Source organism: Pelagibius litoralis (assembly GCF_011683915.1).
Taxonomy (GTDB): Bacteria; Pseudomonadota; Alphaproteobacteria; order Kiloniellales; family Kiloniellaceae; genus Pelagibius; species Pelagibius litoralis.
Map to the genome: position 1 here is coordinate 92,506 of NZ_JAAQPH010000019.1, position 12,280 is coordinate 104,785.

A 12,280-nucleotide genomic window follows, 5' to 3' on the forward strand; every position below is an offset into this window, starting at 1 on the left:
TATTTATTGTTTTGTTAGATTCACGCTTATTCTACTGTTAGGTGTTTTCTTCGGCGATGCTTCGTGAAGTGAATGTCTGAATTTCGTATCCTCAAGTCACACAATGAAGTGGCGCCCTTTCTGCATAAAGTTCGGGCGCTGGCCGATGCGAATCGCAACTCGTTGGGCTTTTTCCCAGAGGTTGTTTATCACGACCTGGCTGCCAAAGGCACTCTATGGATTGCACTTGATAACAGCTCGGAGTTGGCTGGCTTTTTGACATTTGGTGGTCGATATCTCCAGCTTGGAGTCAAGCAGCTCTTTGTTGATGAACGCTTTCGCGGGCAAAGGGTTGGAGCATTGCTCATTGGTGATTTAGCGAGGTACGCAGAAGAACGAGATTATCTTTCAATAAAAGCCCGGGTGGCTTCCGATTTAAAGGAGAGCAACACGTTTTGGGAGCGCATGGGTTTCCAGTTGGTCAAAAGGGAAACGGGTGGCAAATCAAGGAAGCGGGAGATCCTTGTCCGCGTTCGGAGTCTACCGACCCGATCACTACTCAACCTGATGGATGCTGCGCGGGTCGATAATCTGAGTGCCATTGACGCCCCAAAAATGCGCACAGAACTAACAAGATCCACCAAGCACTTCGCTATCGACCTGAACGTTTTCTTCGATATTGCTAAGAGCCGGGAGTACGCTGCCGACTCTGGACTATTGCTGGGGGCTGCAATGGCGGGGTTGATCAGACTCTCAGTTACCTCAGAGTTCCTATCAGAGTTGAAGCGTTCAGGATCAGACGAGAAGGATGATCCAATTCTTCGGTTTGCAGAAACGCTTCCGGTTCTGCCGCGTCTTGGTGGCGAATCTGAAGACTTGGTCGAAAGGCTACGGCAAGTTGTATTCCCATATCGAGATGCGACGAAGCGTAGGGCTACTCAAGAGCGTTCGGATCTCGTGCACATTGCCTCTTCAATCCAGTGTCGGCTGGACGGTTTTGTAACGCGGGACAAGGCTCTACTTAATGCGGCAGATGCGATAAGAAGTGAGTTCAAAGTGGAGATTGTTGCGCCAGCCGATCTAGTTGACCCAAGTTTCGACGACATGGGTTCTCCTTCCGCCATTAGCGTCACATCGAAAGACAACCAACAATTGGCAATCGTGCCTTTACCCTCTTCAGCAGAGAGAGAGGTAAGCAGTTTTCTATTGGCATGTGGGCAGGCCGAACCGCATGTACAGCGAGTTATTGGCCGCGGGACAACGGCCAGTCCCAGAGATGTCCACGTGGCCTATCTTGATAGAAAAGTTGTTGCTGTTGCGTCTTGGGATCGCCCGACTGCTTTGCATGAACGGCTCGACAGTCATATGATAGTTGATGAGTCGGTATCGATCGCTCAAAGGATAATTGACCATTTTATCGAGTCGATTATTCGAATCTCGGCTCATCCCTCCGTGTCAAAAGCTCGCATCGAGATGCTTGCTGATCAGCCACTCACAATGAGTACTGTGCAGTCATGTGGTTTCGGAAACTTTCATCGGGAAGGTAGCTCTCTTTGGGTGGAGAAACCGATGGTGGGGCGCATCATCGCGGAAGGTAATTGGTCTGACGTTCGATCAAAGTTACTGAGAGTTACCGGCCTTGCACTACCGAGTGAGATGCCAGCCTTTGCAGAAGTAGGTGAGTCGGGAGTTGAATTACACGATTCTTCGGGGCTCGGCGCGCGGCTTAGTTTTTTCGACCTTGAAACACTGCTATCTCCTGTTCTATGTTTGTTCTCCGGGCGTGACGGCCTGATTCTCCCAATTCGCCCCCATTTTGCTCGGGACTTGCTTGGCGATATAGGCAGGCAAATTGGTCTTTTGCCAACCATGGAGGCGGTCTTACGACTGGAAAGGGCCTACTTCAGGTCACCCAGCGGGGTTTCCGTATTCAAGGTCGGGACTCCTGTCATTTTTTACGAATCTGGGTCTCACGGAGGTTCAAAGGCAGCTATCGGAGTAGCTAGGCTGACATACTCGGATGTGAGATCAGTTGAGGACGCATCAATCGCTTATGAACGCCAAGGCGCTCTTGATCGAAGAGAATTAACCGACCGATCAAAGCAAGATAGGGTCCATGTGATTACGTTCGACAACTTTAAAAAATTCGATGAGTTTGTTCCATATAGCCGGTTGGCAGAGCTAGTTAATCTGAAAGCCAACCTTCAGGTGCCGCAACAAATCTCTGGTGATGTAATGGCTCAGATTTGTATGGGAGGTTTCAATTGAGTTATCAGCCACCGGAAGCCGAAGCCTTGATATCTATTCGTCCAGAGTATGTTGAAGCAATCATCGAAGGTCGGAAGACTGTCGAGTTCCGAAGACGTAATTTGAAGCTTGCTCCCAATTCGAGACTTTGGATCTACAGCACTTTGCCTACCGCTGCTGTGACAGCCGTGGCTGTTGTTACGGGAGTAGATTCTGGCGCAGTAAACGCTATCTGGCGTCGTCACGGGAAGCGTGGGAGCATTGGCAAAGCTGATTTCAACAGATACTTCCTTGGAGTTGATCGGGCATTTGCAATAGAGATCAAGTGCGTCTCGGTTCTTTCGAACGGCATTGATCTATCGTCATTACGGACGGTTGTTGACGGATTTCAACCACCACAGACATACGTAAGGGTGCCGCAAGGGCATCCGTTTCTGCCGCTGTTCGAAGGTGCTGTCGCCTAGGGCATCAGATGCGCTGGACCTGTAGGACGGTGCCTTCGATGCCGACCACCTTTACCTTGGTGCCGGCGGGCAGGTCGTCGCCTTCGATCTTCCAGCGCGAATCGTCGATGTGGAGCAGGCCGTTGCCGTCGGTGATCGGCTCTTTCAGGGTGAAGGTGCGGCCGACGTAGCTGGCGCCGCGCCGGTTCAGCATCGGCTGGTCGCTCTGTGCCGCCGGGCGATTGCGCACGATGAACCGCCAGGCGACGATCGAAACCACCGAGACCGCGGCGAAGAGCAGCAGCTGCATCTGCCACATCAGTTCGGGGACCAGCAGCAGGACCAGGCCGACCACGCCGGCGGCGATCCCCATCCACAAAAAGACCGCGCCGGGGGCGAAAACCTCGATGCCGATCAGGAAGACCCCGATCACCCACCAGTTCCAGTATTCGATCTGTTCGAAGCTGATCATGCGCCTGCGCTCCCGCTGCCCGCTGAGCTGCCGCCCGCCGAACTGCCGCCTGCAGAGCCGCGGCCGCCACTGGTTCCGCCGCCGCTTGGCGCATCCCAGGGGCCCTTGGAGGCCTGGCGTTGCTCCATGGAATCGCGGGCGATCTCGGCGATGCCGCCGATCGCGCCGATGACCCCGGCGGCATCCACCGGCAGGAAGAAGGTCTTCTGGTTGGGCGAGTCGGCAAACTTGCCCAGGGCCTGGACATAGCTTTGAGCGACGAAGTAGTTCACGGCGTTCACGTCGCCGCGGGCGATGGCTTCGGAGACCATGGCCGTCGCCTTGGCCTCCGCTTCGGCCTCGCGTTCGCGGGCCTCGGCGTCGCGGAAAGCGGCTTCGCGGCGGCCCTCGGCGGCCAGGATCTGGGCCTGCTTCTCGCCTTCGGCCCGCAGCACCTCGGCCTGTCGGTCGCCCTCGGCCACCAGCACGGTGGCGCGCTTATCGCGTTCCGCCTTCATCTGCCGCGCCATGGAGTCCACCAGGTCGGCGGGCGGCGTGATGTCCTTGATCTCGATACGGGTGACCTTCACGCCCCAGGGCTCGGTCGCATCGTCGACCACCTTCAGCAGGCGGTTGTTGATGTTGTCGCGGTTGGACAGAAGTTCGTCCAGGTCCATGGAGCCCATCACCGTACGGATGTTGGTCATGGTGAGGTTCAGGATGGCGCGTTCCAGATTGCGGACCTCATAGGCCGCCTGGGCGGCATTCAGAACCTGATAGAAGACCACGCCGTCGACCTGTACCAGGGCGTTGTCCCGGGTGATGACCTCCTGGGAGGGCACGTCGAGCACCGTCTCCATCATGTTGAGCTGGGCGCCGATACGGTCGATGATGGGCACCACCACGCCCAGGCCGGGGGGCAGCGTCTTGGTGTAGCGGCCGAAACGCTCGACCGTATAGCCGTAGCCCTGGGGCACGGTCTTCACGCTCATGGTAACGATGATCACCGCCAGAACGACGATGGCGATCACCAGAATGCCGAAGCCGGAAATTTCAAATGGCATGGTCTTGGGGTCTCCCCTCCATGAGTCGGTTTGCTGCGGGTCGGTTTTGCCGCAGGTCGGTTTACTGTTGGCCGCCTGTCGCCGTCAAAGCCCGTCACGTCAGCCCCGCCGCGCCAAAGCGAGGGGACTATCGGTCTGGTTCCAGGCCGCCGGCGTCAATCTATCCTGTGTTGAGTGCCGGGGGAAAGCACCGGGTTTTGCTGCACTGCAATGATCCGACGGATCGGCAAAACGATGCCGCTGACGCAGGCTTGGTAGACCGAATTAACCAACTTGCAATGCCGTTTTGGCACTATACATTGCGCTTCACTTATCCCTATTGTTGACAGTGTCTTGGCAGGATTCGTGCGGAGTCGCGCGATGACGAGCGTAGGATGACCGAGACGTTTTCAAGTTGAGAGGCTTGATCCTGATGTTGCAGTACTATGTTGTCGGCGGTGAATACAAGGACACCCGGTTCCGTGAGGCCGTCGGCGGAAATGAGGAATGGTTTGGTCCCTTCACCGACTATGAAGCGGCGAAGGAAGAATGGGCCAAGCATGCCTGGCAGACGGTCGATCATTGCACGACCCGTTATCGGATCGAATGCATCGACAATGACGGGCCGCCGCCCTGCACCGACTGAGTTGATCCCGGGTGCTTTGTCCCGGGTGACGTCTTATTCGGGCGGGTCGATCTGAAAATGGTTTGTGCGGGCGTTCGGCGCCGGCACGCGAACGAAGCCGTTATCCTAGGCTCTGGACCCTATGCCCTGGCCCCTTCCCAGCAGTGACCAAGCGCGCCTGACCCTGGCGAAGGGCTATCCCTATGCGGCGCCGGCGGGGTCCTACCTCTATCGCGATGGCGAGACGCGGGCCTTGGATGGCGGAGCAGACGCTGGCCTGCTGCGCGACCGGGTGCCGGTCATCGCCCATGGCTCCAACCGGGCGCCGGAGCAGTTGCACCGCAAGTTCTCGCATCTGGCGGGCGCGGCTTCGGAGATCCCGGTGACCCGCGCGGTGCTGGCCGATCATGACGTCGTTTACTCGGCCCATATGACGCGCTACGGCGCCGTCTCAGCCACCCTGCACACGGCACCAGGCACCCGGGTGACGGTCTTCGTCACCTGGCTGAGCGAGGCCCAGTTGCCGCGGATGCACGAGACCGAACTGGGCCTGGGCAACTACGGCTACGGTCGCATGGACGACATCGCCCTGGCGATCGAGGGTGGCCCGGAAATCTCCGAGGCCTATGCCTATCTCTCGGTCCACGGCTGCCTGGCCGATCCCGAGGCGGCGGCTTTGCCCGTGGCGCTGGCCGCGGTGCCGGCGGAGGACCGGGTCCATCGTTCCCTCGATCAGGAGTCCGCCCTGGCGCTGCTGCGCGACCGCCACGAACCGGCGGCGGAACTGGACGGCATGATCCTCTCCAACATTGCCGACACCGACAAGCGCCGCCGTCTTATCAAGGCCCTGCAGGACACCGCCGTGCCCTGGCAGGTCCCCGGCTTCGAGCTGCTGCAGCGCTGAGCGCTAAACCGTTTCCGTCAACTTTGCCGCGCTTCGGAAGCGGCCGCGGTAATGATTCGGGCTGACGCCCAGATTGCGGACGAAGGCGCGGCGCATGATTTCCGCCGAGCTGAAGCCCGCCGCCGCGGCGACCTGTTCCACCGGATCGCTGCTCTGTTCCAGGCGCCGCCGCGCCGCCTCCAGGCGGACCGACTCAACGAAACGCCCCGGCGTCTCGCCGGCATCGCGGGCGAAAGCGCGGGCAAAGTTGCGCGGGCTCATGCCGGCGCGCGCGGCCAGCGCGACCACGGAAAGATCGGCGGTAATGTTCCCGGCAATCCAGTGCTGCAGTTCCTGGATGCGTCCGCCGGAACTGGTCTCGGCACGCAGCGGCGTCGAGAACTGGGATTGTCCGCCCGGCCGCTTGAGGAACAGCACCAGCTCCCGCGCCACGGCCAGGGCCAGGTCGGGGCCGTGATCCAACTCCACCATCGCCAGGGCCATATCCATGCCGGCGCTGACCCCGGCCGACGACCAGAGCTTGCCGTGGCGCATGAAGATCGCATCGGGCTCCAGGGTGATGCCCTGATAGCGCTGCTGCAGGTCTTCGGCCCAACGCCAGTGGGTGGTCGTGGTGCGGCCGTCCAGGGCGCCGATCTCGGCCAGCAGATAGGCCCCGGTGCAGACCGAGCCGACCCGCCCGGCGGCGGCCGCCGCCTTGGTCAGCCAGGCCAGGGTTTCCCGGTCCTTCAGGGCCTGGCGCCGCCCGGCGCCGCCGCAGACGATCAGGCTGTCCATGGCCGAGAAGTCGCTGGAGAAATCCTTCGTCGCCTGCAGGGTCAGCCCCTGGTCTGACGGCAGCGGGCCCTTGGCCTTGGCAACCAGTTCCACCGAATAGAGATCGTCGATGCCGAATTCGGCGGCCAGGTGCTGTGCGGCGGAAAAGACCTGGAACGGTCCGGACATGTCCAGCAGGTTGGCGTTGGGGTAGCCCAGCACCCAGACGGTCTGCCGGGCCTGCGGCGCCAGGATCTGATCGCGCGTCAGGTGGTGCGGTTTGCGGATTTCCTCCACGTCTTTCCCGCCTTTGATGTTTGCCCGTCTGCATAACTATCCCCGTGACCGGGGTTGTCTGCAATGACAAAGACCCCACGAATACGGCCAAATCGATTCACCTCTCGCCGCCGGTGCTGGCCTCCGGCAGGGGCTTCGCTATAGTGCGCGAATGTTGGGATTCTCATCGCGCGCGGGTTTGGCCGCGCTGTTTCTCGCCGCGTTGGCCGCCTGCGAACTGCCGCCGGCGGAGACGGCCGGGCGCTTCGACCGCAAGGTTACCTTGTTCAATCCGGCGGAATCGATTCAGCAGGGCTGGATCGAGATGCCCCTGGTCGGCCTCACCGAGTACCGGCTGTCCTCACTGAACGAGCGCCTGTCGATCCGTGCCGTCGGCAAGCGTTCGGCCTCCGGCCTTGTGCTGCCGGTGGAATTCGACCCGAACGACTGCCCGGTGATCGAATGGTCCTGGCGGCTCGAGGCGATACAGGAATCGGCCAGCCTGACGGAGAAGGACCGCGAGGACGTGGCGGCCTCGCTCTACGTCATGTTCGGCGACCCGGTATCCTTCTCCGCGCCCAGGAAGGTGCCGACCCTGCGCTATGTCTGGACCAATTCACGCCAGCAGATCGAGGATATCGTCGACTCGCCCTACCTGCCGGGCGTGGTGCGCTCCATCATCATCGAAACCGGTATCGTCAGCACCGCGACCTGGGTGGATGAGAAGCGCGACCTCCTGGCCGACTATCAGGCGGCCTTCGGCGGCAAGCCGAAGGACTCGGTCTATGCCGTCGCCATCTTCACCGACAACGACCAGACCGGCGAGCCGGTGGAGGCGCATTACGGCGCCGCCAACCTGTTCTGCCGGGGCACCGCCAACCCTTCTTGATGCAGCTCAATGCGGCTTTGCCGGCGCAGCCGTAGTGTTTGACGGTGGGGTTGGCTGCTCTGGAGAAAGGTGCTGATGATGAAGAGATTGATCGGTCTGATCGGCGCGGGACTATTCATGCCTGTCCTCTCCGTGGCGGCGCAGGCGCAGGAATATGGCCCTTATAACCATCCCCATGCCTGGGGTGGCGGCTGGGGCGGTATGATCTTCGGTCCCTTGATGATGATCGCTTTCCTGGCGGTGGTGGTGGTGCTGGTGGTTCTCGCGATCCGCTGGGTTTCGGGTGCCGGCCACGTAGCGGCCGCCGGGGCCGGCCGGATGAGTGCGCTCGATGTGCTGAAGGACCGCTTTGCGCGCGGCGAGATCGACAAGCAGGAGTACGAAGAAAGGCGCCGGGTTCTGTCAGACTGAACTCAGCCGACCGGGCCGAGTTCTTCGCTTTTCGCTGAACCGGCGACCTTCCAGACCACGGCGTTGCGCACGTCGGTGTCTTCCAGTTCGCGGCTGGTCTTCACCGCATAGCCGATGATGCGCTCCAGCCCTTCGCGCGGCAGGTAGGTGCGGCCCGGATCGCCCAGCAGCACCAGGCAGTCTGCGTTCGAAAGGCTGCGCAGCCAGGCGGTGATTCGCTCCGCCGCCGGGCGCTCGTAGCAGACGTCGCCCGCCAGCACGACATCCCAGCCCTGGTTATCCCGGCCGACCATGTCCTCTTCCCGCACCGTGATCTGGGTATCGTTGGCGGCAGCGTTCAGGCGGCAGGCCGCGGCGGCAAAGGCGTCAATCTCCACCGCCTCGACAGATGTCGCCCCGGCCAGCCTGGCGGCGATCCCCTGCACCCCCGATCCGGCGGCGAAGTCCAGCACCCGCTTGCCCCTGACCATCTCCGGGTGATCCAGCAGGTAGCGTGCCAGCGCCTGGCCGCCGGCCCAGGCGAAGGCCCAGAACGGCGGCGGCAGGCCTTCGCGGGCCAGTTCCTCCTCCGTCGCCTGCCACAGCGGCACCACCTCCGAAGCAAGGTAGAGCTGGATCTCCGGCACCAGGGGCGTGCCCTGCAGCTCTGTGTTGGCGCGGATGAAATCTTCCGGTGCGCAGCGCCCGGCAGGGCTCACGAAGTAATGCCGATCCAGGCGTGGACCCAGGGGCTGCCGGCCAGGATGCCGGCCAACAGCAACCAGCCGACGAAGCGGTTCGACTCGAATTTGGCCCGGCAGTCGCCGGGCACCTCCATCTTCAGGGCCGCGACCTGCCAGAGGAAATGCAATGCCACAGCGGAGAGGCCGAGCCAGAAGGGCCAGAGCAACCCCGCCGTCTGCCCGGCGAGGCCGAACAGCAGCAACGTCAGGGCGTAGAACACCCGCAGCCAGGGCTTGGTCGCCTTGCCGAGCCGGAGCGCCGTCGATTTCACGCCGATCAGCGCGTCGTCCTCTTTGTCCTGATGGGCATAGATGGTGTCGTAGCCCAGGGTCCAGGCGATGCCGCCGATATAGAGCAGCGCAGCGGGCCAGCCGAAGCTGCCGGTGACCGCCGTCCAGCCGAGCAGGGCGCCCCAGTTGAAAGTGAGGCCGAGCCAAGCCTGCGGCCAATAGGTGATGCGCTTCATCAGAGGGTAGGGAAAGACCAGCAGCAGCGAGGCGCAGCCCAGCGCGATGGTCAGGCCGTTCATTTGCAGCAGGATGGCAAGGGAGACCAGCAGCAGCGCCAGCAGGAAAAGCCCGGCCTGCAGCGGGCTTACTTCGCCGCCGGGGATCGGCCGGCTGGCGGTGCGGGCGACCTTGGCGTCGAAGTCACGATCCAGGATGTCGTTCACCACGCAGCCGGCACCGCGCATCAGCAGGGCCCCGACGCCGAACAGCAGATAGAGCGGCCAGGAGGGTCCGCTGTTGGTGACCGCATCCCCCAGCGCGATCGCCCACCATCCGGGAAACAGCAGCAGCCAGGTGCCGATCGGCCGGTCGAAGCGGGCGAGGCGCAGATAGGGGCGCAGGCCCTGGGGCGCCAGGCGCAGCACCCAATGGTTCGGGCGGATGTCGCTGGCGGTGCTGGTCGTTGTGCTGTTCATCGCCTAATCTTTAACGTGGAATCCATGTGGGAGAAAGGCGTGCAGCGAAGGATGATCCATGTCGGTGCCTAGTGCGACGATACGCCCGGCAACGCGGCTCTACGTTGAGGACGGCCTGGCTGAGGGCCGGACGCTGGGGTTGGCACGCGATCAGGCGCATTTCCTGCGCTCGGTGCTGCGTCTTGGGCCCGGCGCCAAGCTGGCGGTTTTCAACGCGCGCGACGGCGAGTGGCTGGCGGAGATCGAGGGCCTGGGCAAGGGCTGGTGCTCGCTGGCGGTCGGCGCCCAGGTCCGCCGGCCGGGGCCGGAGCCGGACCTCTGGCTGGTTTTCGCGCCGATCAAGCGGGCAAGGATCGATTTCATCGCCGAAAAGGCGACCGAACTGGGCTGTTCCCTGCTGCAGCCGGTGATGACCCGCTTCACTGCGGTCAGCCGGGTGAATGAGGAGCGCCTGGCCGCCAACGCCCGCGAAGCCGCCGAACAATGCGAGCGCTTGACGATCCCGCAGGTCCGCCCGACCCGCAGCCTGGGAGAGGTGTTGGACGACTGGCCGGCGGAACGCCGCCTCATCGTCTGTGCCGAGTGGGGCGCGGCCCGGCCGATCGCCGAGGCCCTTCAGGCGGTGCGCGCTGAAGACCAGGATGAGGCGCAAAAAACAGCCGGCCCCTGGGCGATTCTGACCGGCCCGGAAGGGGGCTTTGCGGAAAGCGAACTTGACGCCCTTCGCAAACTGCCTTTTGTTATTCCGGTCGGCCTGGGGCCCAGGATTCTTCGGGCCGACACGGCGGCGCTGGCGGCCTTGGCCTGCTGGCAGGCGGTGCTGGGCGACGGCGCCGAGCGGCCGCCGGCCGATCTGGCGGGTTTTCCGGCAGGCTGAGGATCGCGGATAGGTAAACCTAATGTGATGCTGAGAAATACTAGATTGAAAAGGCCGGCGTGAAGACAAAGGTGCCAAAGCCAAAGGATGAGACAGGTCTCAACAAGAAGGCCGATTTGGAAAGCAGCCGGAAGAGCAGGATAGAGATCCAACAGTCGGGCGTGCCGGGGGGCGGCGCCGCAATCATCTACTAGGGAAATCTCCTCCGGAGCCAGGACGGCCCCGGCACAAGGTAATAAAGCATGTCCGCTCCTCCGCAGAGTCAGGGTGAAACCCTGACTGACAAGGCACAGCTGGTGGCTTATCTCGAAGCCGGCTGCAAACCCCCCGAAGACTGGCGCATCGGCACCGAGCACGAGAAGTTCTGCTATACGCGCGAAGACTTCCGGCCGCTTCCCTATGACGGTGAGCGCGGCATTCGCGCGCTTCTGACCGGCCTGCAGTCCTTCGGCTGGCAGCCGGTGATGGAGGGCGAGAACGTCATCGCGCTGACCCAGGACGGCGCCAGCGTGTCGCTGGAACCGGGCGGCCAGTTCGAGCTGTCGGGCGCGCCGCTGGAGAGCATTCACGACACCTGTTCCGAGGTGCAGACGCATCTCCATCAGATCAAGGAAGTGACCGAGCCCCTGCAGGTGGCGGCCATGGGGCTGGGTTTCCAACCCAAATGGGCGCGTGCCGACATCCCCTGGATGCCCAAGGGCCGCTACAAGATCATGGGCGACTACATGCCGACCAAGGGCAGCCTCGGCCTCGACATGATGCTGCGGACCTGCACGGTACAGGTGAACCTGGATTTCCAGTCTGAAGCCGACATGGTGAAAAAGTTCCGGGCCAGCCTGGCTTTGCAGCCCGTCGCCACGGCGCTGTTCGCCAATTCGCCCTTCACCGAAGGCAAGCCCAATGGCTTCCTGAGCTATCGCAGCCACATCTGGACCGACACCGATCCGGACCGCTGCGGCGTCCTGCCCTTTGTCTTTGAAGACGGCATGGGCTTTGAGCGCTATGTCGACCATGTGCTCGACGTGCCGATGTATTTCGTCTATCGCGACGGCCACTACATCGATGCCTCCGGCCAGTCGTTCCGCGATTTTCTGGACGGGCGCCTGCCGGCCCTGCCGGGCGAGAAGCCGAAGGTCGGCGACTGGGCCGATCATCTCTCGACCCTGTTTCCCGAGGTGCGCCTGAAGCGCTTTTTGGAGATGCGCGGTGCCGACGGCGGCCCCTGGAAGTCGCTCTGCGCGATGCCGGCTTTCTGGGTCGGTCTGCTCTACGATCAGACGGCGCTGGATGCGGCCTGGGATCTGGTGAAGGACTGGACCCTGGAAGATCACGAATACCTGCGCGCCGAGGTGCCCAGGCAGGCGCTGCATACGCCTTTCCATGGCAAGACGCTGAACGCGGTTGCCCAGCAGGCGATTGAAATCGCCGCCCAAGGCCTGAAGGCGCGCAACCGCCTGGACGATCAGGGCGACAACGAGAGCCATTTTCTGGCGCTGCTGCGCAGCCGGGTGGAACGCGAGAAATGCCCGGCGGAATACCTGCTGGACGATTTTCACGGCCGCTGGGGCGGCAGCATCGATCCGATCTTTACCGAGTGCGCCTACTAGGGTCAGGACTCAATTGAGCCACCATGTGATGATTGCGGCGATGAAGACGGCAGATAGGAAAGTATCTGCGCGTTTGTCGTATCGGGTGGCGATTCTTCGGAAATCTTTGAGCCGACAGAACATG

Annotated in this window: 13 protein-coding genes and 1 pseudogene; 8 read left to right on the top strand and 6 right to left on the bottom strand. The window is 62.0% G+C overall.

Features of this window, described 5'->3' with window-relative positions:
* The first annotated feature begins 72 nt into the window (after nucleotides 1-72).
* Both HBA54_RS21640 and HBA54_RS21645 read left to right on the top strand, forming a co-directional pair.
* Nucleotides 73-2,247 carry a GNAT family N-acetyltransferase gene (locus tag HBA54_RS21640; RefSeq protein ID WP_167228571.1) on the top strand — a complete coding sequence of 725 codons (2,175 nt, stop codon included), beginning with the start codon at nucleotides 73-75 and terminating at the stop codon, nucleotides 2,245-2,247.
* Complete coding sequence (locus tag HBA54_RS21645; RefSeq protein ID WP_167228573.1) at nucleotides 2,244-2,690, top strand: ASCH domain-containing protein; 447 nt, start codon at nucleotides 2,244-2,246, stop codon at nucleotides 2,688-2,690. The genes HBA54_RS21640 and HBA54_RS21645 overlap by 4 nt, the downstream gene beginning before the upstream one ends.
* A 4-nt stretch (nucleotides 2,691-2,694) precedes the next feature.
* On the opposite strand, the gene HBA54_RS21650 is transcribed toward HBA54_RS21645, so the two are convergent.
* Complete coding sequence (locus HBA54_RS21650; protein ID WP_167228575.1) at nucleotides 2,695-3,141, bottom strand: NfeD family protein; 447 nt, start codon at nucleotides 3,139-3,141, stop codon at nucleotides 2,695-2,697.
* On the bottom strand, nucleotides 3,138-4,184 hold the full coding sequence (locus tag HBA54_RS21655; protein WP_167228578.1) for an SPFH domain-containing protein: 1,047 nt from the start codon (nucleotides 4,182-4,184) through the stop codon (nucleotides 3,138-3,140). The genes HBA54_RS21650 and HBA54_RS21655 overlap by 4 nt, the downstream gene beginning before the upstream one ends.
* A 412-nt stretch (nucleotides 4,185-4,596) precedes the next feature.
* On the opposite strand from HBA54_RS21655, the gene HBA54_RS21660 reads away from it, so the two are divergent.
* Nucleotides 4,597-4,809, top strand: a complete 213-nt coding sequence (locus HBA54_RS21660; RefSeq protein WP_167228580.1) for a DUF4170 domain-containing protein — start codon at nucleotides 4,597-4,599, stop codon at nucleotides 4,807-4,809.
* Between the two features lie 121 nt (nucleotides 4,810-4,930).
* On the top strand, nucleotides 4,931-5,692 hold the full coding sequence (locus HBA54_RS21665; RefSeq protein WP_167228582.1) for a hypothetical protein: 762 nt from the start codon (nucleotides 4,931-4,933) through the stop codon (nucleotides 5,690-5,692).
* 3 nt (nucleotides 5,693-5,695) lie between these two features.
* Here the strand turns inward: HBA54_RS21665 and HBA54_RS21670 are convergent, their stop codons facing one another.
* On the bottom strand, nucleotides 5,696-6,745 hold the full coding sequence (locus HBA54_RS21670) for a GlxA family transcriptional regulator (RefSeq protein ID WP_167228584.1): 1,050 nt from the start codon (nucleotides 6,743-6,745) through the stop codon (nucleotides 5,696-5,698).
* A gap of 151 nt (nucleotides 6,746-6,896) precedes the next feature.
* On the opposite strand from HBA54_RS21670, the gene HBA54_RS21675 reads away from it, so the two are divergent.
* Nucleotides 6,897-7,613, top strand: a complete 717-nt coding sequence (locus tag HBA54_RS21675) for a DUF3047 domain-containing protein (RefSeq protein ID WP_167228586.1) — start codon at nucleotides 6,897-6,899, stop codon at nucleotides 7,611-7,613.
* 75 nt (nucleotides 7,614-7,688) lie between these two features.
* Nucleotides 7,689-8,024: an SHOCT domain-containing protein gene (locus tag HBA54_RS21680; RefSeq protein WP_240932815.1), complete on the top strand. Its 336-nt coding sequence runs from the start codon at nucleotides 7,689-7,691 to the stop codon at nucleotides 8,022-8,024.
* 2 nt (nucleotides 8,025-8,026) lie between these two features.
* Here HBA54_RS21680 and HBA54_RS21685 read toward each other — a convergent pair whose 3' ends face one another.
* Nucleotides 8,027-8,722, bottom strand: coding sequence for a class I SAM-dependent methyltransferase (locus HBA54_RS21685; RefSeq protein WP_167228588.1), 696 nt, complete (start codon nucleotides 8,720-8,722; stop codon nucleotides 8,027-8,029).
* The gene (gene ubiA, locus HBA54_RS21690) at nucleotides 8,719-9,672 is read right to left on the bottom strand and encodes a 4-hydroxybenzoate octaprenyltransferase (protein WP_167228591.1); all 954 of its coding nucleotides are present in this window, start codon (nucleotides 9,670-9,672) and stop codon (nucleotides 8,719-8,721) included. The genes HBA54_RS21685 and ubiA overlap by 4 nt, the downstream gene beginning before the upstream one ends.
* A 58-nt stretch (nucleotides 9,673-9,730) precedes the next feature.
* Here ubiA and HBA54_RS21695 point away from each other — a divergent pair, with 58 nt between their 5' ends.
* Both HBA54_RS21695 and HBA54_RS21700 read left to right on the top strand, forming a co-directional pair.
* Nucleotides 9,731-10,549, top strand: coding sequence for a 16S rRNA (uracil(1498)-N(3))-methyltransferase (locus HBA54_RS21695; RefSeq protein WP_167228593.1), 819 nt, complete (start codon nucleotides 9,731-9,733; stop codon nucleotides 10,547-10,549).
* Between the two features lie 242 nt (nucleotides 10,550-10,791).
* Entirely contained in the window at nucleotides 10,792-12,156 is a 1,365-nt protein-coding gene (locus HBA54_RS21700; protein WP_167228595.1) for a glutamate--cysteine ligase, read from the top strand.
* A gap of 9 nt (nucleotides 12,157-12,165) precedes the next feature.
* On the opposite strand, the pseudogene HBA54_RS21705 reads toward HBA54_RS21700, so the two are convergent.
* Nucleotides 12,166-12,280, bottom strand: a pseudogene (locus HBA54_RS21705) (IS5/IS1182 family transposase); the annotation flags it as partial.